Source organism: Rhodococcus sp. SORGH_AS_0301 (genome assembly GCF_030818285.1).
Lineage (GTDB): Bacteria > Actinomycetota > Actinomycetes > Mycobacteriales > Mycobacteriaceae > Rhodococcoides.
On the sequence record NZ_JAUTAC010000002.1, the window covers coordinates 67090 to 93514 of the forward strand.

The window sequence follows — 26425 nt, forward strand, 5'->3', positions numbered from 1 at the left end:
CGTGGCCGCTCGCAGCAAGGTGGTGGCAGTGGCCGTCGCCGCCGTCGTCCTGGTCGGCGCCGGGACCGCGGCGTCGTCCGCAGCCCAGCTCGTCGGGACCCCGCGCTCGGATCTGTGCGCCGAGATGACCGATTCGGTCGGTCTCTACGAGGGGAACGACGTCACGCTCCTCGGCATCCCCGTGGGCGAGGTGACCGGCATCGAGCCTCGCGGCGACCACGTCCGGGTCACGATGTCCGTCGAGGACTCGCTCACGTTGCCGGCCGACGTGGGTGCGGTGACGATGTCGGACTCCATCGTCACCGATCGCCGGCTCGAACTGACCACGCCGTATCGCGACGGCGTGCCCCTCGATCGCGACGAGTGCATCCCGCTCGAGCGCACCCGCACCCCCATCGGGATCAGCGACACCCTCGAGGCGGTGAACAAGCTCGGCGCGGAGCTTCTCGGAACGACGTCGACGACCGATCCGGACAACCCGCGGCCGCCGGACGAGGAGATTCTCGGCGACACCCTGCGCTCGCTCGACACCGCACTCGACGGCAACGGGGAGCAACTCGGGACCGCGCTGTCCCAGGTCTCCGATCTGGTCGGCAATCCGGCGAACAAGGACACCCAGGTGCGCCGCATGGTCGACAACGTCGACACGCTGACGGCGACCCTGGTGGACCGGTGGCCGGACATCACCCTGCTGATCGAGAACCTGAAGCAGGGGCTCGGGGCCGCGGGCGACTTCTCGGAGCGGTTCGCCCAGGCGATCGACCTGACGGTCGAGTTTCTCCCCGTCCTCGAGAAGACGCTGCCGAAGTTCGCACCCACGCTCTACCGCGTGCTCGACGTCGTCGTCCCGATCGTGGCGATCATCGTCAGCAGAGTCGGCGACATCGCGAGCATCCTGTCGCGGGTGCCGAAGCAGACGGAACAGCTCGCCTCCCTCCAGGATCCGGACACGCAGGCCGCCCGGCTGACGTTCGCACCTCCGCAGTTCGCGGTGCCCGTCGCGGGTGGGTCCACCGTGAACGTCGATCTGGTCCCGCTCGTGCTCGGATCGGCAGGGTCCCGGTGAAGCGGCTCCTGGCGGCGCTGACCGTGGCGGCCGCGGCCGTGACGGCGTCGGGCTGCGGTGCCTCGATCGCCGACCTGCCCGTGCCGGGCAGTTACGTTCCGGGCCCGACCTACCGGGTCGACATCGAGTTCTCGAGTGTGCTGAATCTGCCGGCGCGGGCCAAGGTGGTCCTCGACGGTGTGGACGTCGGGCTCCTGGAGTCGGTCACCCTCACCGGCTCGACCGCCGTCGCCGCCGTGAACGTCGATCGCACCGTCGCACTGCCGGCGCTCACGCGAGCGGAACTGCGCCAGGGCACGATCCTGGGCGAGATCTACGTCGCGTTGCAGCGTCCGGAGGACGGATCCGACACCTCGGGTGCCACCCTGCAGGACGGCGACGTCATCCCGCTCGAGCGGACGACGCCGGCGGACAACGTCGAAGACGTGCTGCGCGGGCTCTCCGAGGTGGTGGCCGGCGGGCACATCGTCGACTTCCAGCGGTCCATCGATCGGTTCAACCGGGCGATCCCGCCGGATCCGGAGACGGTCGACCTGATCAACGACAAGGCCCGAGAGGCGTTGCGGGACCTGGCGACCAACACGACGGAGCTCGACCGCATCCTGGGCGGCGCCGAGGCGGTGACCCGGTCGTTCGCCGAGAAGACGGACACGCTCGACACCATCCTGACGAGTGGTCCGGAACGTGTCGCGGGACTCGCGGACGCCCTGTTGGTCGTGGTCGACGCCCTGATCGATCTGGGGTACATGTCGCGGAACATCGGTGCCGTGATCAACCCGGTGGCGGGAGATCTGCACGACGTGATCGCCACTCTGCAGCCCATGATCCGCACTCTCGCCACGGCCGATCTGACGGCGCCGATGCTGGCGTCCCGCATGGACGCCCTGCTGCGCGAGAAGCTGGTGCCGTTCTTCACGTCGTCGCCGAACGTCCGCATCGCCTCCGTCTCGGGCGACACGCCCGCGGGAGAAGCACCCGACCGGGAAGGCCGGAGGCCGGCCGACGGCCTCGATCGAGCCGACGAGATGATTCAGGTTTTGCGATCGATCGGATTCGTGCGATGAGGGGTTCGATCCTGTCCGCCACGGCGCTCGCGGCGGTCGCCGTGCTGGGTGTCGGATACCTGTCGTTGAACGTCCTGGACATCGATCCGCGACGCGACCACGCCGAGATCACCGTGCCGCTCACGACGTCCGGCGGCCTGATCGACACCTCTCAGGTGACCTTGCGAGGATTCGCCATCGGCAGGGTCGAGCGGATCGACGTCGAGGGCGGTGGACTCCGTGCCGTCGTCAGAGTGGATGCCGCGCAGAAGATTCCGGTCGACACCGAGGTGCGGGTCTCGAATCTCTCCGCGGCGGGCGAACAGTTCCTCGACTTCCGTCCGCACTCGGACTCCGGGCCGTACCTGGCGGACGGGGACGTGGTGGACGCGGCGGACGTCTCGGTCGCTCCCAGCGTCAGCGACACCCTCGCGGTCGCCGAGGCACTCACGCGCGAGATCGACACCGATGCGCTGGGCGGCATCGTCGACACGGTCGACACCGCCACGCGTGGCCGGGAGTCGGACATCGACAACGTCGTCGAGGTGTTGCGGCTGCTGTCCCTCACGTTGGCCGACAAGAAGGACGAGATCCGGCGGCTGTATCGCAACCTGCAGGTGCTCGGCGAGAACGCGTACGCCGATGCGCTGGGCCCGCGGCTCGCGGACGCGGTTCCCGAACTGAACGCCTCCGGAGCAGGTCTCGACCACCTGATCGGTTCGTACCAGGACTACTCGTACGTCGGCGAGACCGTGTGGGACGGCGAACTGGCCCGGTTGGTGCCCAAGATCGACGAGTACCTGAGTCAGTTGTCGCCGGACCTCGGCTTCATCGCCACCGTGCTGCGCCCGGTCACACAGCCGATCCGCCCGCTCCGGGTCGATGCCGGCGCCCTGGTGACGATGCTCGAGCAGGTCTTCCCGCGCGGCGGACCGGCTCGGGTGGCCGTGACCCTGCCCGGCAACTGACGTACCCCTCCTGCATCAGACGGACGACGAGAAGGCCATCATGACAACAGAACTCGACACCACCTCGACCGAGGACGACGCGGCGCCGGACACGGCGGTGCCCGCGGTGTCGTCCCGGACGCGCCTCGTGGCGATCGTCGCCACCGTGGTCGCCGTGCTCGCGACCGTCGCTGCCGTGGTGGCAGGAGTGCAGTGGCAGTCCGCCCACTCCGCCCTGGCCGCGGAACGCGGAGCCGATGCCGACCGCGCCACCGCCGAGAACACGGCGCGGGCGTACACGGAGCGGTCGTTGACCTACGACCACACGGACATCGACGGCTTCTTCGGGGGCGTCGAGGAGGGCACCACCGATGCTCTGCGTGAGCGCTTCGACGGTGTGCGCGAGGTGCTCACGCAGATCATGACCGACTCGCAGGTGGTGGCGTCGGGTCGGGTGAACGCAGCGACGGTCACGGCGCAGGAGGGCGACACCTACACGGTGTCGGTCTTCGCGACCCAGACCACGCAGAACCTGCAGCAGCCCGAACCCGGTGCCGTGCCGACGCTTCTGACGGTGACCGTCGAGCACACCGGCGACGAGTGGTTGGTCTCGGACTACGGAGCCGACACCGGCACGTCCTGATCGCTGCGGCTCAGCCGCCCGGTGACGAACTGGGCTGCGCCGTGGATGCGCTGCTCCACATGCTCGACCCCGCGTTCCCGCAGGACGTCGGTGATGTCGTCGCGTCGGAACATCTCCAGTCCCACGGTGCTCGCTGCCGCGGCGGTGACCGCCCCGACCGGCTGTGGGCCGCGCCGCACCGTCGTCATGAGCGCGATGCGGCCGCCCGGTCGCAGCACCCGGATCATCTCGTCGAGGACCCGGTACGGCTCCGGCACCAGGTACAGCGCGGCGTAGCAGCACACCGCGTCCACGGCGTCGTCCTCGAACGGGATCTCTCGCGCGTCCCCGAGCAGGTAGGCGACGTGCTCGTCGTCGTCGGTGTCCGCCGACGCGCGGGCGATCATCGGCTCCGACGCGTCCAGGCCGATCACGAGAGGCTCCGACACGTCGAGCCCGGTCACGAGAGGCCGACCGTGCGCTCCGGTGAGCATGGCCTCGGCCAGCGATCGCGAGAAGTTGCCGGGCCCGCACGCGACGTCCAGGACGACCGACACGTCGGGGGACACGAGACCGAGGTCACGCACCGCGTAGGCCCGCTGTTCCTCCACGGAGGGCCCGCCGGCGCCCATCCACAGGCGGAACAGAGGCCGCCACGCGCGTTCGTAGACGGCAGCGAGGGGGGAGAAGGTCATCAGGCGCCCGGCGACGGACGATGCGGAGGCGGGGGACGCCTCTCGCGCTGTGGAGTCCGTCACCCGGATGTCGAGCACTCCGCGCATCGGCGACGACGCGTCGACACCCGTTCGGAGTAGTTCTCGGGTCCGCCGTACCGCGGGTGTCTCGGCCATACCGACCACGCTAGCGCGACCGCACCCACGGCGGTGCGGACGTTGCTACTGTGACCGACGGGGTCCGGTCGGACCCGTTCGCGTACAGGAGAGGACGTCACCTCATGGCTTCGATCACGGTGCCCACCATCGCTGGAATCGGTCTCGCTGCAACAGGTGCCGCGCACTTCGTGGCGCCCGACGCGTTCCGCTCGATCACCGAGCCGGCGTTCCCGAAGGACACTCGTACGTGGACCTACCGCAACGGTGCGTCGGAGCTCGTGATCGGCACCGCCATCGCCGTCCCGGCCACGCGCAAGGTCGGTCTCGTCGCGCTCGCGGGTTATCTCGGCTTCCTCGGGTACCGGATGGCCACCGCTCGCTGATCCGTCGCCGGGGACGAACCGGACATGGTTTACGAGTCAACGATGCACGGGTAGACATGTGTACATGTCCACAGCAACCGCATACGCCGCCACCGCACCCGACGCACCGCTCGAGAAGACCACCATCGAGCGACGAGAGCTCGGTCCGAACGACATCCTGATCGACGTGAAGTTCGCCGGCATCTGCCACTCGGACATCCACACCGCCCGCAACGAGTGGGGCGGCACCACGTACCCCGTCGTCCCCGGCCACGAGATCGCCGGCATCGTCGCCGAGGTCGGTTCCGACGTCACCAGCCGCAAGGTCGGCGATCGCGTCGGCGTCGGCTGCTTCGTCGACTCCTGTGGCACCTGTGAGGCCTGCAAGGACGGCGACGAGCAGTACTGCACCAAGGGCGTCGTCCAGACGTACAACTCGAAGACCTACGAGGGTGAGTTCACCCACGGTGGCTACTCGACGCAGATCGTCGTCACCGAGAAGTTCGTGCTGGGCATCCCCGAGGGCGTCGAGCTCGACGTCGCCGCGCCGCTGCTGTGCGCCGGCATCACCCTCTACTCGCCGCTGAAGCACTGGGGCGCGGGCCCCGACAAGAAGGTCGCCATCATCGGCATGGGCGGACTGGGCCACGTCGGCGTCAAGATCGCCCACGCGCTCGGCGCTCACGTCACCGTGCTCAGCCAGACGCTGAGCAAGGAGGAGGACGGCAAGCGACTCGGAGCCGACGAGTACTACGCCACGAAGGACACCACCGCGCTGAAGGACCTGCGCGGCAAGTTCGACCTCATCCTCAACACCGTCTCCGCGAACCTGCCGATGGGCGACTACCTCGGCCTGCTCGCCCGGAACGGCACGCTCGTCGAGTTGGGCGTTCCCGAGAAGCCCCTCGAGGTCCCGGCCTTCAACCTGCTGGCGAACCGTCGTTCGTTCGCGGGCTCCATGGTCGGCGGCATCGCCGAGACCCAGGAGATGCTGGACTTCTGCGCCGAGCACCACATCGGCGCCGAGATCGAGGTCATCTCAGGCGACCAGATCAACGAGGCGTACGACCGCGTCGTCAAGTCGGACGTGCGCTACCGCTTCGTGATCGACACCGCCACCCTCTGATCCACAGGCGCAGCGCCACAGCTGCGAACACCACCTTCGGGCGCCGACCTCGCGGTCGGCGCCCGTCGGCGTTCACGGCCGCGGCAGGGACGCCAGACGCTGCTTCTCCTGCTCCACGTCGAAGTCCGCGGGCGGCCACTGCAGGTCCAACGACGTCAGTGCTCCCGTCAGCAGCTCCGTGACGGCGAGCCGGCTGTACCACTTGTGATCGGACGGCACCACGTACCAGGGCGCCCACTGCGTGTCGGTGCGATCCAGGACCGCCTGGTACGCCTCCTGGTAGGCGACCCACTTCTCGCGCGCCTCGATGTCGCTCGGGTCGTACTTCCAGTACTTGTCCGGCCGGCGCAGTCGACGAGCGAGACGCTTGCCCTGCTGCTCCCACGACAGCGCCATGGCCACCTTGACGATGGTGGTGCCGCTCTCGACCACGCGGCGCTCGAAGTCGTTGATCTCGTCGTAGCGCGTGCGCCACACGCTGGGAGGCGCGAGTTCGTTCACACGGACGATGAGGACGTCCTCGTAGTGGGACCGGTCGAAGACCCCGATCTGGCCCGGTCGCGGCAGCTTCTTCTCCACGCGCCACAGGAACGGGTGTGCCCGCTCCTCCTCCGTCGGGGTGCCGAAGGTCGCGTGATCGACACCCTGGGGCTCGACCATGCCGAGCACGTGCCGGACCATGCCGCCCTTGCCCGAGGTGTCCATCCCCTGCAGCACGAGCAGGACCGACCGGTGGTCTCCGCTCTTGCCGCAGGCGTACAGACGCTCCTGAAGTTCCGACAGGATCTTGCCGCGCGCCGACATCAACTCCTTGCCGGCGTCCTTGTCGCGATCGAAACCGGGCGTCGACGCGGCGTCCACCGTCGACCACGACGTGCCCGACGCGGCCAGGGCCGCGGGCAGATTCGTGGTGAAGCCGGGCGACGGTGAGCTGCTCATCCCGCGAGCGTAGGCGTACGCCCCGCTTCTCTAGTGCAGTTCCTCGCGGAGTTGGGCGAGTGTCCGGGCGAGGAGACGCGAGACGTGCATCTGCGAGATCCCCATCTTCTCGGCGATCTGCGTCTGCGTCATGTTGCCGAAGAAGCGCAGCAGCAGCACGTTGCGCTCACGCTCGGGGAGCTTCTCGAGCAGGGGACGGAGAGCCTCGTGGTTCTCGACGTTCTCCATCTCCTTGTCGTAGTCACCGAGGGTGTCCGCCAACGACAGGCCCTCGGAATCGCTTCCGCTGGAAGCACTGTCGACCGAGAGTGTCTGGTAGGCGTTGCCTGCAGTGAGCCCCATCGCGACCTCGTCGCGATCCAGGTCGAGATACTCGGCCAACTCGGAGACGGTCGGTGACCGCCCCTGCGTCTGCGACAGATCCGCGATGGCACGGGAGAGCTGCAGGTGCAGTTCCTTCATGCGCCGAGGGACGCGGACGGCCCATCCCGCGTCACGGAAGTGCCGGCGTACCTCGCCCATGATCGTGGGTACCGCGAAGGACACGAAATCGGATCCGCGTTCGACGTCGAAGCGATCGACCGCGTTGACCAGCCCGACGCGGGCGACCTGCACCAGATCGTCGTGCGCCTCACCGCGGCCGTCGAATCGGCGGGCGATGTGTTCGGCGAGTGGCAGGCACCGCGTCACCAGCTCGTCGCGCAGCTTGCCTCGCAGGGGATCGCCCTCGGGCAGCGTGCGGATGCGGGTGAAGCGCTCGGCGACGTCGGCGTACTCGTCCGCCGAGCGCCGTGACTTCGGCTTGCGTTCGCTTGTCGTCACTCGTCCCAGCCGTGCTTGCTCTTGGTGAACTCGATGGTGGTCGAGACGACACCGTGCTCGTCCTCGGACTGCGACGTCGACACGGAGTCGGTCAGGGCGTTGAGAACGTGCCAGCCGAAACCGCTGGCGTCCAGATCGGCGCCGGCCTCGGTCGTCGTCGTCACCGACACGTGGAGGGCGTCGTCCGCGGTGAGGAAACGGCACACCATGCGGGCACCCGGGGTGGCACGCACGATGAGGCGGCTGCAGGACTCGTCGATGGCGAGCCGGATGTCGGCGATGCTGTCCAGATCGAAGTCGTCCTGGGCGGCGAGTGTCGCGGCCACGGCGCGAGTGACCGACAGCTGGCTCGCGTCGGCGTGGACACCGAGCTCGATGGTGGCGTCGGCCCCCTCCGTGTTCGGCTCCGTCGTGATGGCCCGTGTCATGAGGTCTCCCACTTCTTCGTGTCGCGTGTCGGTTCAGACGAACCTCGTACGTGTTCGACCGGTCGAGATTACCCGGGGGCCGTCGTCGCAAAACGTGCACCGTACCGGCGGCGTCTCCCGCGGCGTCGCTCGATGTTCACCAGGATCCTCACCGAAGTGGTTGGCAGACCGCTCCGGGTAGCGTAGGTTCAGAGACAGGTTGAGTCAGCAGCCGACGTACGAAGCACCGTCGATGGTCGCTCGGACTCCTTTCCACCAACCGCCACTCATACTGCAGTCGCGGACGGGTTCTTTCACCTGCAGCACCATTGCTCTGCTTCTCCAGCTAGATCGGCATTTGGAGAATCATGACTGTTTCGACTTCACACGCATCCACCACCACCACTCTCGGCGACGACGTCGTCATGCTCGGCGGACTCATCTCCGTCGTGCGCACCGACTCGGAGACCACGTACCGCGTCACCGGCAGTGTGGACCTGTCCAACTCGTCCACTTTCTCGGACGTCGTGAGCAACGACGTCGAGGCGGGACGAAGCATCGTGCTCGATTTGTCCGGAGTCGACTTCTTCGGCACCGCAGCACTTTCCGTCGTGGCGGGTCTCGACGACCGCAGCGCGGCGAACGGTTCCCACCTGACCCTCGTGGTCGGCGACGCGGTCACCCGCGTCATGGGTGCCGCTCGGTGGGAGCCCACCGCACGCGTGGTCCGCTGACCACGCTGCACCGAAACTCGGCGTGATCCGGTTCGTCCGGGTCGTCGCTCCCCCCTGCCCCTGTCGCCGGTTCCCGGTGGCAGGGGCAGTGTCATGTCCGGGGCCGTAGGCTCTGACGGCATGGAACCTGTTGCCGCACTGCGAGAGGTGGCGTTCTGGCTCGAGCGGTCGCGGGCCGAGACGCGCCGGGTCAAGGCCTACCGCACCGCCGCCGACGTCCTGGCCGCACTGGACGCCGACAGGGTGGCCGCGCTCGCTCGCACCGACGGCTGGACCACCCTGCGCGGCATCGGTCCGAAGACCTCCGCGGTCGCCGCGGCGGCCGCGGCCGGCGAGGTTCCCGAGTACCTCCTGCAACTGCGCGCCGAGGCACAGCCCATCGGTGTCGGCGGCGAGGAACTGCGAACAGCTCTGCGCGGGGATCTGCACACGCACTCCGACTGGTCGGACGGGGGAAGTCCGATCGAGGAGATGGCGGAGACCGCGCGCAGGATCGGGCACGAGTACTGGGTGCTCACCGACCATTCACCGCGTCTGACCGTCGCCCACGGGCTCTCCGCCGACCGACTTCGCGCCCAGCTCGAGGTCATGGACGAGGTGCAGCGACGGTTCGAGACCGACGGCGGGCGGCCGATGCGGGTGCTGACCGGCATCGAGGTCGACATCCTCGACGACGGGTCGCTGGACCAGGAGCCGGAGCTGCTCGACGACCTCGACATCGTCGTCGCGAGCGTCCACTCCCACCTGCGCGCGGACAGCGCCACGATGACGGCGCGCATGATCGCCGCGGTGACGAACCCGCAGGTCGACGTTCTCGGCCACTGCACCGGCCGTCTCGTCGAGGGCGGACGCGGCACCCGCCCCGAGTCGACGTTCGACGCCCGTGCCGTGTTCGAGGCGTGCCGTGACCACGGGACCGCGGTGGAGATCAACGCGCGTCCCGAGCGCCAGGACCCGCCGGAGCGGTTGATGGAGCTCGCTCTGGAGATCGGCTGCCTGTTCAGCATCGACACCGACGCGCACGCCCCCGGCCAACTCGACTGGCTCGGCCACGGTTGTGCGCGTGCCACCGCGGTGGGCGTTCCGCCGGACCGTATCGTCACCACCTGGCCGGTCGACCGGTTGCTGGACTGGGCGTCGTCGGACGGAGCGTGACGCGGGCAGGTACCGGTCCCCGAGAGGAAAAGCGGGCAAAGAACGGGCAGAGTGCGTCGAAGGTGGAACAATCGCGAGGTGTTGCTGGGGGCGGAAACGGGTCTGGGGGCGGAGACGTGGTGACGGGAAGCCTGAACTCGGGTGGCCTGAACTCTGGTGGTTCGGACTCGGGCGACGCCGGCGACAGGCGCACCGTTCTGGCAGCGCTGACGGCGATCTCCGAGTCGTCCCAGGACGGTGTCGTGGTCTTCGATCGCAACACCTCCGTGCGGTACGCCAATGCCGCCGCCCGCACCATCCTCGAGTTCCCGGCCCACGAGAACCCGTCCGCGCGAGACCTCGTCGCGGACACGGCCGCCTCGACACTCGACCTCATTCTCTCCGAGCTGAACGCCACGGGAGCCTGGACCGGTCGGATCGCGGTGGGAACTCCGGCCCGACCGATCCTGGTGTCCGCCTGGGTACTCGGGCCCACCGACGGCCACGAGGTCGTGGTCGCGACACTCGTGGACGGCTCCGAGCGGCAGGAGCGCGAGGAGGAGCTCGTCGACGCCCTCACCGCCGTCCGCCGCCGAGCGCGCGAGCAGCGCATCGTCGCCGGGCTCAACCGTGCGGCGCTCACCGGATCCTTCGACGACCTCGTGGCCACCGCTCTGCAGTCCATCGTGGACCTCGTCGGTGCCACGCACGCCGTGGTGTTCCGCCGACGCGGTGCGGACCGCCTGGCCGTCCACGCGGCCACCTTCGAGCCGCCGGACGAGGAGACCCTGCCCTCGGGCACCGCGACGCTGGCCGGCTACGCGCTCGAGCGCGAGGAGGTGATCGTGTGCGCGGACACCCGCGACGAGACCCGCTTCGACGTCACCCTGCTCGAGGACCACGACCTCCGCAGCGGTATCGCGGCTCCCGTCCGCGGGGGCGACGGCACGTGGGGTGTCCTCGTCGTCTATCGCACCGAGCCGCACACGCCGTCGGCCGACACGCTGTCCTTCGTCGTCACGGTGGCCGCGGTGCTGGCGTCCGCCGTGCGCCGGTCCGACCTCGAACGCGAGCTGCGGTACCGCAGCCTGCACGACCCGCTGACGCAGTTGGCGAATCGCACGCTCGCGTACCAACGCATCGATTCCGCGCTCGGAGTCTCGCGCGAGGACGGCACGCTCACCGCGGTGATCCTGGTGGACCTCCACGACTTCCGCACCATCAACGACAGCTTCGGCCACGGGGCGGGGGACGCGGTGCTCACGGCGGTGGCGCCGCTGCTCACCCGCACCGTCAGGCCCTCCGACACCGTCGCCCGCTTCGGCGGCGACGAGTTCCTGCTCGTGTGCCCGGGCCTGCGCAGCACCTTCGACGCCATCGGCGTCGCCCAGGGTGTGCTGGCCATGTTCCGCCGTCCGCTCACCATCGGGAACCGGACGACGACCGTCACCGCCTGCATGGGCATCTCGGTCGGGTACGGCGAGCACACCGCCGCGGAGATGGTCCGCCAGGCGGACGTCGCCATGGGCGGCGCGAAGAAGGAGGGTCCGGGGAGCTACGAGCTGTACGACAAGGTGCAGGGTGGAGAAGCGTTGCGGCGCTTGACCATCGCCTCGGAGCTCCGGTCTGCGATCGAGAACGACGACCTCGACGTCGCGTACCAACCCGTGTTCGACATCCGATCCGGACGCATGACCGGGGTCGAGGCGCTCGCGCGGTGGACCACGTCGAGTCTCGGCGTCGTCGGGCCCGACGAGTTCGTTCCCGCCGCCGAACGCGCGGGCCTGATCGGGCCGCTCGGCAGCTGGGTGCTGCGCCGGGCGTGCACCGAGGCCGCGCGCTGGCAGACCGGTGATCCGGTGGAACTTCGCGTCAACGTCAGTCCGCTGCAGCTTCGTCAGCGCACGTTCGCGTCGTCCCTCGCCGACACGCTCGAGCGCACCGGTCTCGCCCCGGATCTGCTGGGCATCGAGATCACCGAGACCCTGTGGCTCGAGGACACGTCCGCCGTGAAGAACAACCTCGACGAGCTGCACCGGATGGGCATCAAGATCCTGCTGGACGACTTCGGTGTCGGCCACAGCTCGCTGGACTACCTGACGCGCTTCCCGATCCTCGACGCCATCAAGATCGATCGATCGTTCGTCGCCGACCTGCCGACCGAGCAGTCGGAGGCGGTCATCCGCGCCGTCGTGTCGGTGGCCGACGCGTTCGGTCTCGACGTGGTGGGCGAGGGCGTGGAGACCACGGCCCAACTCGACAGCCTCGTCCGGTGCGGATGCGGCTACGCCCAGGGCTACCTGATGGCGCGACCACTACCGCCGGGCGACGTGACCGCCCTGGTGGCGTCCGGGGGTCGGATGAATGTCGATGCCGGACCTGCTCGGTGACCGACGCTTCGACACGTACATGTTCTCGTCCGCGAGCGACCACGACGCGGTGATGCTGCCGGCCTCGGTGACCGTGCTCCAGCCGACCGACATCGGCACATCCGCCGCGTGGGCGGAGGACTCCAGGGCCGTGAGCATGCCGTCGACGTCGGTGGCGTCGCGGTCGAACACCAGGATTCCGAACTCGTCGCCGCCGAGACGGGCCACGACGTCCGACTCGTGAGCCCACGCCCGAAGCAGTTCGGCGGCGCGTCGGATCACCCGGTCTCCCGCGGCATGGCCGTGCCGGTCGTTCACCTGCTTCATCCCGTCGAGGTCGACGACCACCACGGCGCCGGGGTCGGCGAAGCGAGTCCAGCGCGCGTCCTCGGGCTCGAGCACCCGGTTCCATCCCCGCCTGTTGAAGAGTCCGGTGAGGGGGTCGGTCTCCGCCTCGCGCCGAGCCAGTTCGGCGGACCGTTCCGCGACCGCGCGGGCGTGGTCGGTTTCGAACACCGTGGTGAGCAGCCCGGACAGGAGATCGAGCAGCGCGGTCATGCCGGCGGGCAGCGGCCCGCTGATCGGCCGCGAGCCGAAACCGCACATCGTGCCGAACAGCGAGCCGTCCGCCCGCCGGATGGGCACACCGATGTACGACCGGACCGGGTCGTGCCCGGGAACGCCGATGCGCGGGATGCCCGCGTCGTCGAGGTCCTCCACGACCGACGGGATCTCGCCCTCGGTCATCGAATGGCACAGCGACTCGTTCCACCCCACGACGAGGCCGGTGTCGATCCCCAGGCCGTTGGTGTTGGTGCGCAGGAAGATCTGCTTGTCGTCGACGACGCGCGAGACGGCCCAGGCCGTCGCGGGAAGGATGCTGTCGAGATACGCGACGACGGCCGCGCCCGCGGCGTCGAAGGTGGAGAGCGCGGAGGGCGGCGGTGCGATCGAGGGGGGACGAGGTGGAACGGTCACGGTCTGTCCTGAAGGCGGAAGGTCGACCGCGGCACCCCGGAACCGCGTGGCCGGTGAGTCCGGACCGAGTGTCGTCTGTCGGCACCGATTCTAGCCCCCGGCGGGCGAGCACCTACCCTCGAATCATGGCACCGACGTACGCAACAGCCGACCGAGTCGATCTCGATGCCCTGCATCGCTTCGTCGCCGAGCGGCATCACGCCACCCTGGTCACCAGGAAGCAGTCCGGTGGACTGCAGATCTCACCCGTGACCTGCGGGCTCGACGCGCAGGGGCGCATCGTCGTCTCGACGTACCCGCAGCGCGCGAAGACCGTGAACATCCGTCGGTCCTCGGCCGTCACGCTCTGCATCCACTCCGACGACTGGAACGGCCCCTACGTGCAGATCGACGGCACCGCGGAGGTCATCGACCTGCCCGACTCCGTCGAGCCGCTCGTGGACTACTACCGGGCGATCGCGGGCGAGCACCCCGACTGGGACGAGTACCGGCAGGCGATGGTGACGCAGGGCAAGTCGATCATCCGGATCGCCATCGACACGTGGGGACCGATCGCGACCGGCGGATTCCCGCCGCCCGCGCAGGGTCAGCCGGCCGACGAGTCGAACGGCTGACCCCGGCTCACTCGGCCGCGTCGAGAGCGGTGACGGCCTGGACCACGGCCTCGCAGAACGCGGGGATGTCGTCTGGGTTGCGGCTGGAGATCAGGTTGCCGTCCACGACGACCTCCTCGTCCACCACCGTGCCGCCGGCGTTCCTGATGTCGGTACGCACGCTCGGGTACGAGGTCAGCGTGCGACCGCGTACGACGTCGGCCTCGACGAGCGTCCACGGGCCGTGGCAGATCACCCCCACCGGCTTGCCGGAGTTCATGAAGTCGCGGACGAACGACACCGCGTCGGTGTCGAGGCGCAGCGTGTCGGGGTTGGTCGTTCCACCCGGCAGGACCAGCGCGTCGAAGTCGTCGACGGAGGCCTCGGCGACCAACTGGTCGACGGCGAAGGTGTCGGCAGGTTCGGTGTCGTTCTCGAAGGCCTGGATCTCACCGTGGGTCAGCGAGAGCAGCACCGTGGTCGCTCCGGCCTGATCGAGTGCCTCGCGGGGAGCGGTGAGCTCGATCTGCTCGACACCGTCCGTCGCGAGGAACGCCACGGTGCGGCGGGCCGACCCGGAGTCGGTGTTCGGGGTGTCAGTCATCGTGAACCTCTCTCGTTCTCGCCGTGTCGCGGGACGCGATGCGGCTGTTCCGATCTACCCGGCACCCGGTGGTGGGAAACGGCACACCCTCGGCGGGTTGGATCGGCCCGGGCGCGGGTATCTGCCCTTCGACCGGATGGTGAGCACGTCCGATCGAGGCGCCGCTGCGTTCACCGAGAGGTGACGCGGGAGAGGGGAACACCAGTGAGCACACCGACAGTGGACGCGGCCGGAGCGGTCGTGCCCGACACCGCCGGCGATGCCGCCGAGGCACCCGTGATGACCTGCCTCTTCGAGCACACCACGGCGGGAATCGTCCTGATGGTCGCCCTGTGCGCCGGGATGGCGGCCTTCGTGGCGGCCGCGGTGAACTCCTTCGCCCTGGGAGCTCTGGTCGGTGTCCTCATGATCGGGATGGCCGGTATGGCCGTGGTGTTGGTTCCGGTCGAGCGCCGGTAACCTCGGAACGGCCCACGCAGACTCACCGAGGGAGGGAACGACAGATGCCCGATTTCACGAGCCCGGAACTTCCCGTCGAGGACGCTCTCGAGCAGGAGCAGGACACGGTGCGGGACGACGACACCGACGCGGTCACGCCCACGGTCGCCGTGACGTACGACGCCTCCGACGCGGACCTGCTCGAGCAGAGTCGCGACGTCCCGCTCGACGACGAGCACGACCGCTAGGCGCCTCTATTCGTCGACGAGTGGGTGGTCGACCGCGTTGAAGCGTGAGGGCGAACCGCCCGCTTCCGCGACACCGTGGATGCCGCCCCACACCATCATGGTGAGGTAGTCGATGAGGTCCGCTGCCGACATCGACCGGTTCGAGATCCACCAGTGCGTGGCCAACTGGACGCCGCCCACGATCCCGTACGACCAGGGCAGCGAGCCGCCCGAGTCCATCTCCATCCGGCGCAGGCGCTCACCGAGCACCGTCGCCAGCAGTTCGGCGATCATGCGCTCCGACTCGGCGACCACGTCGCGGTTCGGCCCCGAGCTGTTCGACATCGCGTACAGGTAGACCTCGGGGTCGTCCGCGACGGTCTCCACGTACGCGGCGACCACCTGGCGGGTGAGGTTGTACTCGTCGAGCTCGACGCTGATCGCGTCGTAGATCCGCGGTGCGAGAGTCGTCTCCACATATCGCTCGAGCGTCGCGTTGGTCAGATCGTTCTTGTCGTGGAAGTAGCGGTACAGGACGGTCTTCGAGATACCGATCTCGGTGGCGATCTCGTCCATGCCGATGTTGCGGCCGCGCAGCCGGATGGCGGCGAGAGTGCCGTCCACCAGTTCCTCACGACGGGCGATCTTGTGCTCGCGCCAGCGTCGCTTGCGGCCGTCCGGCTTGTCCGTGCGGGCGTCGGTCGCGGTGTCGTCGGAATCCGGCTTCACCGTCTCGGCCCTGCCGGAACGGGTTCGCCCGGTCTTCCGGGCCCCGGTCTCGTCGGCGTCCTGGTCGGCGGTGTCCCCGTCGCTCTTCCTCGCTGCCGATCTGCTCGCCACGCGCGTGTACTCCGTCCCGATGTCCGACTGCGCTTCTGGCGCACTCGTGTGCGGCGGCGCATGTCACGTCGCCCACTCCAACAGTAGTGCCCGGCGCCGTCGGACCCGCGTCCGGGCGAGACGTCGTCGCCGGTCGGGGCACGAGTCGCGCGCCGACCCTGCACAATGGAGTCGGTGCAGCTCATGACATTCGACGAGGACGTCAAACGACGCGACCTCCGCAAGATGAAGATCGTCGCCACCGGCTTCCTGGTGTTCGCCTCCATCGTCTATCTCTTCTGCCGGTGGCAGGAGTCCCGCGGCGCCGGCGGCTGGGTCGGTTTCGTCCGGGCGGCGTCGGAGGCGGGCATGGTCGGCGCGCTCGCCGACTGGTTCGCCGTCACCGCTCTCTTCAAGCACCCCATGGGTCTGAAGATCCCGCACACCGCGATCATCAAGCGGAAGAAGGACCAGCTCGGCACCAGCCTCGGATCGTTCGTCGGGCAGAACTTCCTCGCCGTCGACGTCGTGTCGCAGAAGGTCGAGTCCGCGCGCGTCCCGCTGCGCCTCGGCACCTGGCTCGCCGACCCGGCCCACGCCGACCGTGTCGCGGAGGAGACGGCGACCGTGCTGCGCGGCTTCCTCGACGTGCTCGACGACGAGGACATCCAGCAGGTCATCGACAACACCATCGTCAAGCGCCTCGGTGATCCGCAGTGGGGCCCGCCGATCGGACGCGTCCTGGGCTCGCTGCTCGAGGACAACCGGCAGAAGCCACTGATCGACCTGCTCGCCGAGCGCGCACACGAATGGGCTCAGAACAGCCTGCCGACCATCGACCGGATCGTGTCGAGGGACTCTCCGTCCTGGTCGCCGAAGTTCGTCGATGTGCTTCTCGGAGAACGCATCCACCGCGAACTCGTGGAGTTCACGTGGAAGGTCCGGTCGAACCCGCAGCACGAGTTGCGGCTCGCGGCCGACAAGTTCCTCACCGACTTCGCCGACGACCTGCAGAACGACCCCGACACCATCGCCAAGGCTGAGTCGATCAAGTCGGAGATCATGGGCCGCGACGAGGTCACCGGCCTCGCGGCGGCATCGTGGAAGGTGGCCAAGCGGCTCATCGTCGACTCGGTGGACGACCCGAAGAGCACCCTGCGCGCCAAGATCAGCGAGAACGTGCAGAAGTTCGGGCTCCGCCTGCGCGACGACGACGCGATGCGCGGCAAGGCGGACGGCTGGCTGATGGCCGGCGTGCGCTACATCGTCGAGAACTACACCGACGAGATCACCACCGTCATCACCGACACCGTCGCCCGATGGGACGCCGACGAGGCCAGCCGCAAGATCGAGCTGCAGGTGGGACGGGACCTGCAGTTCATCCGCATCAACGGCACGGTGGTCGGCTCGCTCGCGGGTCTGGCGATCTATTCGATCTCGCACCTGTTGTTCGGGTAGCCGCCGCGGCCGTGCACGGGGTGCGTGAGGTGCCCACCCCTTTCCGCCGACTGGTCGGGGTGCGCAGCGCCGAGCAGGGTGTGTGGCTGTTCGACACCACCACCGCGTGCCCTCGGGTGTGGGTGCTAGCACAGTGCTTGCAATTGCTAGCACCCTTGGTTATCGTCGTTGGCGAGGCGCATTCGACATGAGTCAGGAGTGTTCGAGATGGCATCCGAGGAGAAGGAAGGCGACGACACCACAGTGGTGTCGGCAGCCGGAGATCTCGCCGCCCGCGTCGTCAGCACGGCGACACAGGACATCGGGAGTTTCATTCGGGCACAGCGAGAGTCGGCCCAGGTGTCCCTGCGGCAACTCGCACTCTCCGCCGGCGTCAGCAATCCCTACCTCAGCCAGATCGAGCGGGGCCTGCGCAAGCCGTCGGCAGAGGTTCTGAGTCAGATCGCCAAGGGTCTTCGTGTGTCCTCGGAGGTCCTGTACGTGCAAGCCGGTCTGCTCGAGGAACGGCCGCACAGTCCCATCATCGACGCGGTGCACGGTGACGACTCCATCACGGAGCGTCAGAAGCAGGTGCTCCTCGAGATCTACTACTCGTTCCGCCGCGAGAACGAGACCGGCACCCCCACGCTGCGATCAGAGATCAACCACGAAACGACATCAGGAGATCACACATGACCGACCCGAAGTTCGACACCGTCAAGACCCCGCTGTTCGCCGCCGTCGGCGCCGGTGACGCCGTGGTCCAGGCCGTGGCCGACGTCGTCGCCCAGGTCCGCCACCGCGCCGAGAGCACGCAGGCCGACGTCAACGACCGCGTCGACACCGCCCGCGCCCGCCTCGCCGACCTGCAGGAAGACGTCACCGAGAGCGTCGAGACGCTCCGCGGACGCCTGAACGCGCTGCCGCAGGAGCTGCCGGACGAGATCGCGGATCTCCGCGAGCGTTTCACTCCCGAGGAGCTCCGCAAGGTCGCCGAGGCCTACCTCAAGGTGGCGTCGGACCTCTACACCGCACTCGCCGAGCGCGGCGAGGAGACGGTCGAGCGCATCCGCAAGAACCCGGCGGTCGAGGACGGTCTCGAGCGCGCCAACGCAGTCGCCAACGACGCTGTCGACCTCACCGAGCAGACCCTCGGTACCGTCGCCTCGCAGACCCGCGCCGTCGGTGAGCGCGCCGCAGCCCTCGCGGGCCGCGCGTCCGATCGTGTGCAGGAAGGTGCCGACGAGGCCACCGACGCGATCAAGGAAGGCGCCGAGGACGCCGTCGACAATGTCGACGAGGCTGCCGACGAGCTGAGCGAGAAGATCGACGAGCTCGGCCAGAAGGCGAAGACCGCAGGCCAGAAGGCGTCGGATCGCGCCTCGGGTGCAGCAGGCACGGTCGAGGGCAAGACGCGCAACAACGCGGGCTCGCCCATCAAGAAGACCCCGGCCACGAAGTCGGCTCCCGCCAAGGCCGCCCCGGCCAAGGCCTCGACTCCCGCCCCCGCCAAGAAGGCCACCCCGGCCAAGAAGGCTCCGGCCAAGAAGTCGACCAGCTAGTCGATCGCGACAATTCCGACCCCCGCGCTGACGAAGCGCGGGGGTCGGTGTCGTTTAGGATGACCGCATGCCCATGGCGTACAGCGCGACCAGCGCGATCATGAACATCCTGCAACTCATCGCTCTGGTGGGTGTGGCGTTCGCGCTCTTCCACGCCATCCGCCAGCGCCCCGACGCCTTCACCGCCGCGGACAAGCTGAACAAGCCGGGGTGGGTGGCCATTCTCGCGGTCGCGCTGCTGATCCTGCTCGTCTTCCCGGTGGTGGGCTTCGTCGGCATCATCGCCGTCGTCGCCATCGGTGTGTACCTCGTGGACGTGCGGCCCAAGGTCGACGACATCCAGCGCGGACCGCGCTGGTAGCCTACCCCTGGCCGGTGACCGTGAGCCAGAGCAGTGCCGCGTTGAGCGCCACGATCAGGCCGGTGGTGACGACGGCGAGGACCACGGTGGTCCGTGAGTTGATGCGGGCGCCCATCACCGCGCTGCTGGAGGTCATGCGCACCAGCGGGATCAGCGCGAACGGAATGCACAGGCTCAGCACCACCTGACTCAGCACCAGCGCCAGCGTCGGATCGACGCCGATACCCAGGACCACCAGCGCGGGAATCAACGTGACGACGCGGCGCACCTGGATCGGGATCCGCTTCTGCAGCAGTCCCTTCATGATCTCGGCACCGGCGGCGCAGCCCACCGAGGTCGACGCGAGACCCGAGGCGAGCAGGCCGACGGCGAAGATCGCGGCGACCGCGGGCCCGAGATTGTTCTCGATGGCCGCGTGCGCGCCGTCGATGGTGTCGGTGCCCTCCTCGCCGCGGAACGCCGATGCGGCGAGCAGCAGCATGCCGATGTTGACGCTGCCGGCGATGATGAGCGCGAACGTGACGTCCCACTTGGTCGCGCGCAGCAGGCGGTCGAGCTTGCCGGAGTCCTTCTCGACGCCGTGGCGGTCGCGGGCGAGCGCGGAGTGCAGGTAGATGGCGTGCGGCATGACCGTCGCGCCCAGCATGCTGGCCGCGAGCAGGACCGATCCGGAGCCGTCGAACCCCGGTACGAGACCGCCGGCGACACCGCCCGCGTCGATGTCGGTGAACAGCAGGCCGGTGAGGAAGCCGATCGTGATGATGGCGAGCATGCCGATGACGACGAACTCGAAGGTGCGCTGACCCCGCCGTGACTGGACGGCCAGGATCACCATCGACACGACGCCGGTGATGAGACCGCCGACGAAGAGCGGAACGCCGAACAGGAGGTTGAGCGCGATGGCGCCGCCGATCACCTCGGCGAGGTCCGTCGCGATCGCCACGGCCTCGGCCTGCACCCAGAACGCCCGGCGGGGCCAGGGACGCATGCGGTCGCCGAGCATCTCCGGCAGTGATCGTCCGGAGACCAGGCCCAGCTTGGCCGAGAGGTACTGGATCAGTACCGCCATCGCATTGGCGGCCACGAGTACCCACACGAGGAGGTAGCCGTAGCGCGCGCCCGCGGTGAGATTCGCGGCGACGTTGCCCGGGTCGACGTAGGCGATGGCGGCGACGAACGCGGGGCCGAGCAGCGTGAACAGCCTGACGGGAGTGATGCCTCCGGATGTGGGTGGACGAGTTCCGATGCGGTCGACCATGACGGAAGTGTAGGGCACCCGGCGCGATCGTGTTCGCCGGGCCGTACCTATAAGTTAGGGCACCCGCATCATGTCTCGTCGTCCACCCATTCGAGCAGGTCACCCGGCTGGCACTCCAGCACCCGGCACATGGTCTCCAGGGTGCTGAACCGCACCGCGCGGGCCCGCCCGTTCTTGAGTACGGCGACGTTGGCGGGGGTCAGTCCGACGCGCTCGGCGAACTCGCCGACGCTCATCTTGCGCTTGGCCAGCTCCACGTCGATGCGGACGACGATGGGCATCAGATGACGCCCTCGAGGTCGGCGCGCAGGTCGCTCGCCTTCCGCAGCAGGGCACGCATGACCATCATCAGCAGTGCGGCGACGCCGACGATCATGCAGAGCAGGAACAGCAGGAGCACGGGCCCCGGATCGTCCGCGCGGAACCCGACGACGAGGAACACGACACCGAGCGACACACCGGCGGCCACGATCGCGCGGACGATCGCGTCGACCCACACGAACGCGGCACCGGAGAAGATGCGATCCCGGCGGACGAGAGTGAGCAGCTTCCAGGTGGCGATGACGACGATCTGCACGCACACCACCCAGAAGATGGTGAGCGCGGTGAGGGGCCATCGGAGGTACGCGGATTCCGGGTTCTCGCGGGCCATGTGCGCGAACTGTCCCGGCAGCGACATGACCTGGAACAGGACGAGCAGGGCGAACAGGCCGGCGAGGAACACCCTGAGTGTTGCGACGACGCGTCTTTCCGTGATCATGCATCGAGTATCGGTCAGGATCTATCGAAAATCAATAGGTACTGGTGCGGGAGGGCGGCAGGGTTAAGGTCTGAGGGTGCCGGACTCCCCACTCGACGATGCTCGCTCGCGTGATCCCCGGGATCTCCGCCGAGTCGGCCTGACCGAGTACCGGATCGACGACCTCGCCAGGGAAGCCGGCGTGAGCGTCCGTAACGTGCGCGTCTATCAGGACCGCGGTCTGCTCCCGCCCCCGCGCAAGGTGGGTCGGACGGGCTGGTACGACGAGTCGCACCTCGCTCGGCTGCAGATGATCTCGCGCATGCTCGACCGTGGCTACACCTTCGTCACCATCAGCGAACTCCTCACCGCGGCGCAGTACGGACTCCGCGTCGAGGACGTCCTGGGCACCGAGGATCCCGACGGCGCCGCCAACGTCGACCACCCGGCGCGGCTGACCCGCGACGAGATCGACACCATGTTCGACGGACGGATCAGCGACGACGATCTGACGCGTGCGGAAGCGCTCGACGTCTTCTCCCGCGACGGGGACGGCTACCGCATCGAGAACCCCGCCCTGGTCCGCGCGGCCAAGGTGCTGTTCGACGCGGGTCTCGCGCTGCCGGACATCCTGTCCCGCACCGAGCGCGTCCACCAGGACCTGACGAGCGTGTCCCAGCAGTTCGTGCGTCTGGTCGTCGACAGGTTCGTTCCGGGCGGCGCCGATCCGTTCACGCTCGACCCCAGCGAGCTCTCGGCCATGGCGGACCTCATCACCACCCTGCGTCCGCTGGCCAGCCGTGCCGTGCAGGCGCTCTTCTCCGAGACCATGGACGCCGAGATCGTGCACGCGATGGAGAAGGCGCTCAGCGGCGACGCCGCCACGGAGGACAGCGGCGACGCCGCCACGGCGGACACCGACGACAGTGACGGCAACGGCGCGAGCACCAGCTCGAGCAGCAGGACAGGAGACCGATGAACATTCGTGGTGCAGTGGTGACCGCTGCCGTGGCCGCGGTCGCGGTGGCTGGTGCAGCCTCGATCCGGGCGACTCGACGGGCGTCACCGCCCTCGGCGCGGATGGCGGACACCGATGTACTGCTGGCGCGTCCGGAGCTCACCCCACGGGTGCGCACGGTCGTCGCCGAGGACGGTGCCGCGCTGCACGTGCGCGAGTACGGCGACCCGGACGCCGCCCCGATCGTCCTCAGTCACGGATGGACCTGCTCCGCCGACTTCTGGGCGCCGCAGATCAACGACCTCGCCGGACGGTACCGCGTCGTCGTGTACGACCAGCGCGGGCACGGAGCCAGTGAGGTGGGGACCCGGCCGCTCGGTGCCGACGTCCTGGGGGACGATCTCGCCGCGGTGCTCGACGCGACGGTCGACTCGGACACCAAGGCCGTCGTCGCCGGACACAGCATGGGCGGCATGTCCGTGATGAGTTGGGCGGCACAGTATCCCGCGCAGGTGCGCCACTACGTGAAGGCGATACTGCTGGCCAACACGGCCACCGACAGTCTGGTCCGCGAGACCACTGTCATCCCGTTGCCACCCGGTGTCGCGCAGGTGCCGGCGCGGGTGGCGTCGAGCGTGCTCGGATCGGCACTGCCCATCCCGTCGAGTCCGTTCTCCGCTCGTGCTCTGAAGTACGTGACGATGGGCGCCGAGTCCACTCCGGCGCAGGTGGCGTTCTGCGAACGCATCGTGCGCGAGTGCTCCCCCCGAACGCGGGGCATGTGGGGATCGGCGCTGTCCGCGTTGGACATTCACGACGCGCTGGAGAACATCGACGTCCCGACGTCGGTGATCGTCGGTACTCGCGACCGCCTGACGCCGCCGGTGCACGCCCGCAAGCTCGCCGATCAACTCTCCCGCGCCGGAGTGCTGGGCCGGTTCCTCGAACTCGACGGTGTCGGACACATGAGCTCGGTGGAATCGATCGCGGAGTTCGACGCCGAGCTGGTCCGGCTCGCGGAGCTGCCGGCATGAGCGACGACACCAGAGGGGACGCCTACACCGAGCGGCTGCGCGAGCTGCAGGGTGCGCGGTGGAAACGCGTTCTGCGCGTGCAGGCTCCGTACCAGTGGAACATCCGACGCCATCTCGCTGGGCGGCGCGTTCTCGACGTCGGCTGCGGCATCGGCCGGAATCTGCGCAACCTTCCCGCGGGTAGCGTCGGTGTCGATCACAACGTCGCGTCCGTCGAGTTCTGCCGCTCGCAGGGCATGACCGCGTACACACCCGAGGAGTTCCACGCCCTCGGCGACACGGGCTTCGACGGCATGCTCATGGCCCACCTGCTCGAGCACCTGCCGCCGGGCGCGGAGGGCGAAGTGCTGACGGAGTACCTGCCGTGTCTGCAGCCGGACTCCGTCGTCATGATCGTGTGCACGCAGGAAGTCGGGTTCGCCAGCGACCCGACGCACACGAGCTGGTTGGACGCCGCCGACCTGCTCGCCCTCTGCGCTGCCGCCGGCATCGAGCGCACGACGTCCGCCTCGTTCCCGTTCCCGCGTCCGGTGGGAAAGCTGTTCGTCTACAACGAGACCGTCGTGGTGGGTCGAACCCCAGCTGCCTGATACGACCAGCTGTCTAGTCGAACACCACGGTCTTGCGGCCGTGCACCAGCACACGGTCCTCGAGGTGCCAGCGCAGTCCGCGCGCGAGCACCATCTTCTCGATGTCCCGGCCCTGACGGACCATGTCGGCGACCGCGTCCGCATGGTCGATGCGGATGACGTCCTGCTCGATGATGGGTCCGGCATCGAGCTCGGCGGTGACGAAGTGGCACGTCGCGCCGATGAGCTTGACCCCTCGTGCGAACGCCTGGTGATACGGCCGGGCGCCGACGAACGACGGCAGGAAGCTGTGGTGGATGTTGATCGCGCGCCCGGACCAGTGCTCGCACAACGACTCCGGCAGCACCTGCATGAAGCGGGCCAGCACCACCGCGTCGGGGGAGTAGCCGTCGACGAGGTCGCGGAGCGCGTCGAAGGAGGGCCCGCGCTCGCTGGGGTCCTCGGGGAACGGAACATGGTGGAACTGCACACCGTGTGCGCGCGTGACGGATTCGAGATCGGGGTGGTTTCCGATGACCGCTTCGATGGTCGCCGGCAGTTCTCCGCCGGCGGCGCGCCCGAGCAGATCGTGGAGGCAGTGTCCCTCCTTGCTCACCAGGAGCACGACCTTCTTGCGCTCTCCGGAATCGTGCAGCGACCACTCGGATTCCGGGCCGATCTCCGCGGCGACCGCCGCGAACCGTGCGCGCAGCTCGTCGACTCCGATGTCGATCGACGAGGCCGCGACGGCCTGACGGGTGAAGAACCAGCCACTGTCCGCGTCGGCGTGATAGGCGGCCTCGACGATCGAGCCCCCGAGATCGGCCAGGAAGGTCGAGATGCGCGCGACGATGCCCGTGCGGTCGGGGCAGCCCAGGGTGAGGACGTAGCGGCGAGAGTCGGAGCGTGGAGATTCGGGCGGCATGGGCGCCATTGTCTCACTGACACCCGTCCCTTCCTGACCGATCCCGACCGGCCTCCGTCTGGAAAGGTGGAGCGCATGACAACCCTCACGCGCACCGACGTCGCCCGCATGGTCGATCACACTCTGCTCAAGCCCGAGGCGACGGTCGCCGACGTCCGGGCGCTCGTCGCGGAGGCGAAGGATCTGGGCGTCCTCGCGGTCTGCGTGTCGCCGTCGATGCTCCCGGTTCGTGACACGGGTGACCTGGTGGTCGCCGCGGTGGCGGGGTTCCCGTCCGGAAAGCACCACTCGTTGATCAAGGGTTCGGAGGCGCGTCTGGCGGTGCAGCACGGGGCGCGCGAGGTCGACATGGTGATCGACGTCGGCGCCGCGGTGGAGGGTGACTTCAACGCCGTCCTGGCGGACATCATCACCGTCCGGGAGGCGATGGGCGAGAACGCCGTCCTGAAGGTGATCATCGAGTCGGCGGCGCTGCTCGCGTCGGCGGACGGGGAGCGCGCGGTGATCGAGTGCTGCCGGGCGGCGGAGCGGGCCGGCGCGAACTTCGTCAAGACGTCCACGGGGTTCCATCCCGCGGGTGGAGCGTCGACGGAGGCCGTGAGTCTGATGGCCCGCACCGTCGGTGGCCGCCTGGGTGTCAAGGCGTCGGGCGGGATCCGCGATGCGGACACCGCCCGAGCGATGATCGAGGCCGGCGCCACCCGACTGGGCCTGTCCGGGACCCGCAGCGTGTTGGACGGCTTCGCCGACTAGCAGGTGACCTGCTGCTGACCGCCCTGCGCGGCGGGGATCGTGTACTGGCCGCCGCTGAGGGTCATGTGGATCCCGGTGTCGGTCACCTCGAGGGCGTCCGGCGTCATGCCGAGCGGGTACGCCTGCAGGCTGTCCGTGAGCACCGAGACGACGCTGTCCGCGAGGTCGGTGGGAATGCCGATGCCGAGGATCGACGCGTCCGTGGTCTGGACCTCGATCGTGTCGCCCTGCACCACGGGCTTCACGGTGAGTTCCGCCAGTCCACCGACGATGGCGAACTTCAGCGTTCCGGCGGCGGGATCGCTGGTCACACCGGACACGACGCTGCCGACTCCCTGCTCCTGCAGGGTCGCGAGGATGCCGCCGGTCGACCACGTGACGTCGGCCGAACTGCTGCCGATCTGACCGGACGTGGTGTCCGTGGAGGTGAGGTCGACGTCGTTCACGGTCGCCTGGACCTGCATGTCCTGTGCGGGCCCGAACTTCGTGTCGTCGCTCGAGATGTCGACGGACGAGAACTTCTCGGTCGCGAGGGAGAACAGGACGGGCTGCAGGCCGAGGCCGACGTCGATCTGTGAGCCGAGTTCGCTCTCGAACTGGGTCGTGAGGCAGTTCTCGACGCGGTTGCGGGCATAGAACTCGCCGCCGACGAGTGCCGCGATGACGACGATGACCAGCACTCCGGCGATGAGAGGCACCCGGGAGCGTCGTCTGGGTGCGGTGTCGTGAGTCATGAGAGACAGTGTGGACGACATCTCTGAGGTTC

The 26425-nt window shown here is 68.7% G+C and carries 32 protein-coding genes; 20 read left to right on the forward strand and 12 right to left on the reverse strand.

Going from position 1 to position 26425, the window contains the following annotated elements; all coding sequences use genetic code 11:
- Position 1 precedes the first annotated feature (1 nt).
- From QE397_RS01020 to QE397_RS01035, 4 genes are read left to right on the forward strand one after another with little or no spacing between them, the layout of a single operon-like run.
- Positions 2-1066 (forward strand): MCE family protein, encoded by a 1065-nt coding sequence (locus tag QE397_RS01020; RefSeq protein ID WP_307091133.1) that lies wholly within the window; start codon positions 2-4, stop codon positions 1064-1066.
- Positions 1063-2130 (forward strand): MlaD family protein, encoded by a 1068-nt coding sequence (locus tag QE397_RS01025; protein WP_307091135.1) that lies wholly within the window; start codon positions 1063-1065, stop codon positions 2128-2130. Before QE397_RS01020 ends, QE397_RS01025 begins: the two co-directional genes overlap by 4 nt.
- Complete coding sequence (locus QE397_RS01030) at positions 2127-3077, forward strand: MlaD family protein (protein WP_037186130.1); 951 nt, start codon at positions 2127-2129, stop codon at positions 3075-3077. Before QE397_RS01025 ends, QE397_RS01030 begins: the two co-directional genes overlap by 4 nt.
- 40 nt (positions 3078-3117) lie before the next feature.
- Complete coding sequence (locus QE397_RS01035) at positions 3118-3699, forward strand: hypothetical protein (RefSeq protein ID WP_051613463.1); 582 nt, start codon at positions 3118-3120, stop codon at positions 3697-3699.
- Here the strand turns inward: QE397_RS01035 and QE397_RS01040 are convergent.
- Positions 3672-4529, reverse strand: a complete 858-nt coding sequence (locus QE397_RS01040; RefSeq protein WP_307091138.1) for a class I SAM-dependent methyltransferase — start codon at positions 4527-4529, stop codon at positions 3672-3674. The two genes, QE397_RS01035 and QE397_RS01040, sit on opposite strands and share 28 nt — an antisense overlap.
- 104 nt (positions 4530-4633) lie before the next feature.
- On the opposite strand from QE397_RS01040, the gene QE397_RS01045 reads away from it, so the two are divergent.
- Entirely contained in the window at positions 4634-4894 is a 261-nt protein-coding gene (locus QE397_RS01045) for a hypothetical protein (RefSeq protein ID WP_027506312.1), read from the forward strand.
- A 64-nt stretch (positions 4895-4958) separates the two neighbouring features.
- A complete protein-coding gene (locus tag QE397_RS01050) occupies positions 4959-5999 on the forward strand; it encodes an NAD(P)-dependent alcohol dehydrogenase (RefSeq protein ID WP_027506313.1) in 1041 nt (346 codons plus the stop codon).
- A 72-nt stretch (positions 6000-6071) separates the two neighbouring features.
- On the opposite strand, the gene QE397_RS01055 is transcribed toward QE397_RS01050, so the two are convergent.
- From QE397_RS01055 to QE397_RS01065, 3 genes are read right to left on the reverse strand one after another with little or no spacing between them, the layout of a single operon-like run.
- Positions 6072-6938: a PPK2 family polyphosphate kinase gene (locus tag QE397_RS01055; protein ID WP_307091143.1), complete on the reverse strand. Its 867-nt coding sequence runs from the start codon at positions 6936-6938 to the stop codon at positions 6072-6074.
- 30 nt (positions 6939-6968) lie between these two features.
- On the reverse strand, positions 6969-7760 hold the full coding sequence (locus tag QE397_RS01060; protein WP_027506315.1) for a SigB/SigF/SigG family RNA polymerase sigma factor: 792 nt from the start codon (positions 7758-7760) through the stop codon (positions 6969-6971).
- The gene (locus QE397_RS01065) at positions 7757-8188 is read right to left on the reverse strand and encodes an ATP-binding protein (RefSeq protein ID WP_056442299.1); all 432 of its coding nucleotides are present in this window, start codon (positions 8186-8188) and stop codon (positions 7757-7759) included. Before QE397_RS01065 ends, QE397_RS01060 begins: the two co-directional genes overlap by 4 nt.
- 347 nt (positions 8189-8535) lie before the next feature.
- Between QE397_RS01065 and QE397_RS01070 the strand changes: the two genes are divergently transcribed.
- The 3 genes from QE397_RS01070 (at position 8536) to QE397_RS01080 (ending at position 12425) form a co-directional block, all read left to right on the forward strand.
- Positions 8536-8901, forward strand: coding sequence for an STAS domain-containing protein (locus QE397_RS01070; protein WP_037186133.1), 366 nt, complete (start codon positions 8536-8538; stop codon positions 8899-8901).
- 120 nt (positions 8902-9021) lie between these two features.
- Complete coding sequence (locus QE397_RS01075; protein WP_307091147.1) at positions 9022-10056, forward strand: PHP domain-containing protein; 1035 nt, start codon at positions 9022-9024, stop codon at positions 10054-10056.
- Between the two features lie 119 nt (positions 10057-10175).
- Positions 10176-12425, forward strand: coding sequence for an EAL domain-containing protein (locus QE397_RS01080; protein WP_307091149.1), 2250 nt, complete (start codon positions 10176-10178; stop codon positions 12423-12425).
- Here the strand turns inward: QE397_RS01080 and QE397_RS01085 are convergent.
- Positions 12351-13382 carry a GGDEF domain-containing protein gene (locus tag QE397_RS01085; RefSeq protein WP_307091151.1) on the reverse strand — a complete coding sequence of 344 codons (1032 nt, stop codon included), beginning with the start codon at positions 13380-13382 and terminating at the stop codon, positions 12351-12353. The two genes, QE397_RS01080 and QE397_RS01085, sit on opposite strands and share 75 nt — an antisense overlap.
- A 125-nt stretch (positions 13383-13507) precedes the next feature.
- Between QE397_RS01085 and QE397_RS01090 the strand changes: the two genes are divergently transcribed.
- Positions 13508-13996, forward strand: a complete 489-nt coding sequence (locus tag QE397_RS01090) for a PPOX class F420-dependent oxidoreductase (protein WP_307091153.1) — start codon at positions 13508-13510, stop codon at positions 13994-13996.
- A gap of 7 nt (positions 13997-14003) precedes the next feature.
- Here QE397_RS01090 and QE397_RS01095 read toward each other — a convergent pair whose 3' ends face one another.
- Positions 14004-14579 carry a type 1 glutamine amidotransferase domain-containing protein gene (locus QE397_RS01095; RefSeq protein ID WP_156380449.1) on the reverse strand — a complete coding sequence of 192 codons (576 nt, stop codon included), beginning with the start codon at positions 14577-14579 and terminating at the stop codon, positions 14004-14006.
- Between the two features lie 204 nt (positions 14580-14783).
- Here QE397_RS01095 and QE397_RS01100 point away from each other — a divergent pair, with 204 nt between their 5' ends.
- Positions 14784-15038: a hypothetical protein gene (locus tag QE397_RS01100; protein ID WP_155957058.1), complete on the forward strand. Its 255-nt coding sequence runs from the start codon at positions 14784-14786 to the stop codon at positions 15036-15038.
- Between the two features lie 44 nt (positions 15039-15082).
- Positions 15083-15265 (forward strand): hypothetical protein, encoded by a 183-nt coding sequence (locus QE397_RS01105; protein WP_222631971.1) that lies wholly within the window; start codon positions 15083-15085, stop codon positions 15263-15265.
- A 6-nt stretch (positions 15266-15271) separates the two neighbouring features.
- On the opposite strand, the gene QE397_RS01110 is transcribed toward QE397_RS01105, so the two are convergent.
- Complete coding sequence (locus tag QE397_RS01110) at positions 15272-15973, reverse strand: TetR/AcrR family transcriptional regulator (RefSeq protein WP_027506322.1); 702 nt, start codon at positions 15971-15973, stop codon at positions 15272-15274.
- Between the two features lie 276 nt (positions 15974-16249).
- Between QE397_RS01110 and QE397_RS01115 the strand changes: the two genes are divergently transcribed.
- The 4 genes from QE397_RS01115 (at position 16250) to QE397_RS01130 (ending at position 19423) form a co-directional block, all read left to right on the forward strand.
- Positions 16250-17521, forward strand: a complete 1272-nt coding sequence (locus tag QE397_RS01115; RefSeq protein ID WP_307091157.1) for a DUF445 domain-containing protein — start codon at positions 16250-16252, stop codon at positions 17519-17521.
- 207 nt (positions 17522-17728) lie between these two features.
- On the forward strand, positions 17729-18196 hold the full coding sequence (locus tag QE397_RS01120; protein ID WP_037186255.1) for a helix-turn-helix domain-containing protein: 468 nt from the start codon (positions 17729-17731) through the stop codon (positions 18194-18196).
- Complete coding sequence (locus QE397_RS01125; protein ID WP_307091161.1) at positions 18193-19062, forward strand: heparin-binding hemagglutinin; 870 nt, start codon at positions 18193-18195, stop codon at positions 19060-19062. Before QE397_RS01120 ends, QE397_RS01125 begins: the two co-directional genes overlap by 4 nt.
- A gap of 67 nt (positions 19063-19129) precedes the next feature.
- The gene (locus tag QE397_RS01130) at positions 19130-19423 is read left to right on the forward strand and encodes a DUF2516 family protein (protein WP_027506325.1); all 294 of its coding nucleotides are present in this window, start codon (positions 19130-19132) and stop codon (positions 19421-19423) included.
- A gap of 1 nt (position 19424) precedes the next feature.
- Here QE397_RS01130 and QE397_RS01135 read toward each other — a convergent pair whose 3' ends face one another.
- From QE397_RS01135 to QE397_RS01145, 3 genes are all read right to left on the reverse strand, one after another.
- Entirely contained in the window at positions 19425-20681 is a 1257-nt protein-coding gene (locus QE397_RS01135; RefSeq protein WP_051613478.1) for an Nramp family divalent metal transporter, read from the reverse strand.
- A 68-nt stretch (positions 20682-20749) separates the two neighbouring features.
- Positions 20750-20962, reverse strand: coding sequence for a helix-turn-helix transcriptional regulator (locus QE397_RS01140; protein ID WP_027506327.1), 213 nt, complete (start codon positions 20960-20962; stop codon positions 20750-20752).
- Positions 20962-21441: a DUF2975 domain-containing protein gene (locus QE397_RS01145; RefSeq protein ID WP_027506328.1), complete on the reverse strand. Its 480-nt coding sequence runs from the start codon at positions 21439-21441 to the stop codon at positions 20962-20964. The genes QE397_RS01140 and QE397_RS01145 overlap by 1 nt, the downstream gene beginning before the upstream one ends.
- 76 nt (positions 21442-21517) lie before the next feature.
- On the opposite strand from QE397_RS01145, the gene QE397_RS01150 reads away from it, so the two are divergent.
- From QE397_RS01150 to QE397_RS01160, 3 genes are read left to right on the forward strand one after another with little or no spacing between them, the layout of a single operon-like run.
- Positions 21518-22399 carry a MerR family transcriptional regulator gene (locus QE397_RS01150; RefSeq protein ID WP_231476397.1) on the forward strand — a complete coding sequence of 294 codons (882 nt, stop codon included), beginning with the start codon at positions 21518-21520 and terminating at the stop codon, positions 22397-22399.
- Complete coding sequence (locus QE397_RS01155) at positions 22396-23412, forward strand: alpha/beta fold hydrolase (protein ID WP_307091165.1); 1017 nt, start codon at positions 22396-22398, stop codon at positions 23410-23412. The genes QE397_RS01150 and QE397_RS01155 overlap by 4 nt, the downstream gene beginning before the upstream one ends.
- Positions 23409-24002 carry a bifunctional 2-polyprenyl-6-hydroxyphenol methylase/3-demethylubiquinol 3-O-methyltransferase UbiG gene (locus QE397_RS01160; RefSeq protein ID WP_307091166.1) on the forward strand — a complete coding sequence of 198 codons (594 nt, stop codon included), beginning with the start codon at positions 23409-23411 and terminating at the stop codon, positions 24000-24002. Before QE397_RS01155 ends, QE397_RS01160 begins: the two co-directional genes overlap by 4 nt.
- A 13-nt stretch (positions 24003-24015) precedes the next feature.
- On the opposite strand, the gene purU is transcribed toward QE397_RS01160, so the two are convergent.
- Positions 24016-24906: a formyltetrahydrofolate deformylase gene (gene purU / locus QE397_RS01165; protein ID WP_027506331.1), complete on the reverse strand. Its 891-nt coding sequence runs from the start codon at positions 24904-24906 to the stop codon at positions 24016-24018.
- A gap of 75 nt (positions 24907-24981) precedes the next feature.
- Between purU and deoC the strand changes: the two genes are divergently transcribed.
- A complete protein-coding gene (gene deoC, locus QE397_RS01170) occupies positions 24982-25659 on the forward strand; it encodes a deoxyribose-phosphate aldolase (protein WP_037186135.1) in 678 nt (225 codons plus the stop codon).
- Here the strand turns inward: deoC and QE397_RS01175 are convergent.
- Positions 25656-26393 carry a DUF2993 domain-containing protein gene (locus QE397_RS01175; RefSeq protein WP_027506333.1) on the reverse strand — a complete coding sequence of 246 codons (738 nt, stop codon included), beginning with the start codon at positions 26391-26393 and terminating at the stop codon, positions 25656-25658. The genes deoC and QE397_RS01175 overlap by 4 nt on opposite strands.
- Positions 26394-26425: the final 32 nt, after the last annotated feature.

Excerpts from the sequence above, each read along its gene's own strand:
- QE397_RS01115 (WP_307091157.1), top strand. The coding sequence starts at position 16,250 with ATGGAGTCGGTGCAGCTCATGACATTCGACGAGGACGTCAAACGACGC.
- QE397_RS01035 (WP_051613463.1), top strand. The coding sequence starts at position 3,118 with ATGACAACAGAACTCGACACCACCTCGACCGAGGACGACGCGGCGCCG.
- QE397_RS01040 (WP_307091138.1), bottom strand. The coding sequence starts at position 4,529 with ATGGCCGAGACACCCGCGGTACGGCGGACCCGAGAACTACTCCGAACG.
- QE397_RS01030 (WP_037186130.1), top strand. The coding sequence starts at position 2,127 with ATGAGGGGTTCGATCCTGTCCGCCACGGCGCTCGCGGCGGTCGCCGTG.
- QE397_RS01065 (WP_056442299.1), bottom strand. The coding sequence starts at position 8,188 with ATGACACGGGCCATCACGACGGAGCCGAACACGGAGGGGGCCGACGCC.
- QE397_RS01055 (WP_307091143.1), bottom strand. The coding sequence starts at position 6,938 with ATGAGCAGCTCACCGTCGCCCGGCTTCACCACGAATCTGCCCGCGGCC.
- QE397_RS01175 (WP_027506333.1), bottom strand. The coding sequence starts at position 26,393 with ATGACTCACGACACCGCACCCAGACGACGCTCCCGGGTGCCTCTCATC.
- QE397_RS01095 (WP_156380449.1), bottom strand. The coding sequence starts at position 14,579 with ATGACTGACACCCCGAACACCGACTCCGGGTCGGCCCGCCGCACCGTG.
- QE397_RS01090 (WP_307091153.1), top strand. The coding sequence starts at position 13,508 with ATGGCACCGACGTACGCAACAGCCGACCGAGTCGATCTCGATGCCCTG.
- QE397_RS01075 (WP_307091147.1), top strand. The coding sequence starts at position 9,022 with ATGGAACCTGTTGCCGCACTGCGAGAGGTGGCGTTCTGGCTCGAGCGG.
- QE397_RS01045 (WP_027506312.1), top strand. The coding sequence starts at position 4,634 with ATGGCTTCGATCACGGTGCCCACCATCGCTGGAATCGGTCTCGCTGCA.
- QE397_RS01050 (WP_027506313.1), top strand. The coding sequence starts at position 4,959 with ATGTCCACAGCAACCGCATACGCCGCCACCGCACCCGACGCACCGCTC.
- QE397_RS01160 (WP_307091166.1), top strand. The coding sequence starts at position 23,409 with ATGAGCGACGACACCAGAGGGGACGCCTACACCGAGCGGCTGCGCGAG.
- QE397_RS01140 (WP_027506327.1), bottom strand. The coding sequence starts at position 20,962 with ATGCCCATCGTCGTCCGCATCGACGTGGAGCTGGCCAAGCGCAAGATG.
- QE397_RS01130 (WP_027506325.1), top strand. The coding sequence starts at position 19,130 with ATGCCCATGGCGTACAGCGCGACCAGCGCGATCATGAACATCCTGCAA.
- QE397_RS01135 (WP_051613478.1), bottom strand. The coding sequence starts at position 20,681 with ATGGTCGACCGCATCGGAACTCGTCCACCCACATCCGGAGGCATCACT.
- deoC (WP_037186135.1), top strand. The coding sequence starts at position 24,982 with ATGACAACCCTCACGCGCACCGACGTCGCCCGCATGGTCGATCACACT.
- purU (WP_027506331.1), bottom strand. The coding sequence starts at position 24,906 with ATGCCGCCCGAATCTCCACGCTCCGACTCTCGCCGCTACGTCCTCACC.
- QE397_RS01105 (WP_222631971.1), top strand. The coding sequence starts at position 15,083 with ATGCCCGATTTCACGAGCCCGGAACTTCCCGTCGAGGACGCTCTCGAG.
- QE397_RS01125 (WP_307091161.1), top strand. The coding sequence starts at position 18,193 with ATGACCGACCCGAAGTTCGACACCGTCAAGACCCCGCTGTTCGCCGCC.
- QE397_RS01070 (WP_037186133.1), top strand. The coding sequence starts at position 8,536 with ATGACTGTTTCGACTTCACACGCATCCACCACCACCACTCTCGGCGAC.
- QE397_RS01155 (WP_307091165.1), top strand. The coding sequence starts at position 22,396 with ATGAACATTCGTGGTGCAGTGGTGACCGCTGCCGTGGCCGCGGTCGCG.
- QE397_RS01120 (WP_037186255.1), top strand. The coding sequence starts at position 17,729 with ATGGCATCCGAGGAGAAGGAAGGCGACGACACCACAGTGGTGTCGGCA.
- QE397_RS01145 (WP_027506328.1), bottom strand. The coding sequence starts at position 21,441 with ATGATCACGGAAAGACGCGTCGTCGCAACACTCAGGGTGTTCCTCGCC.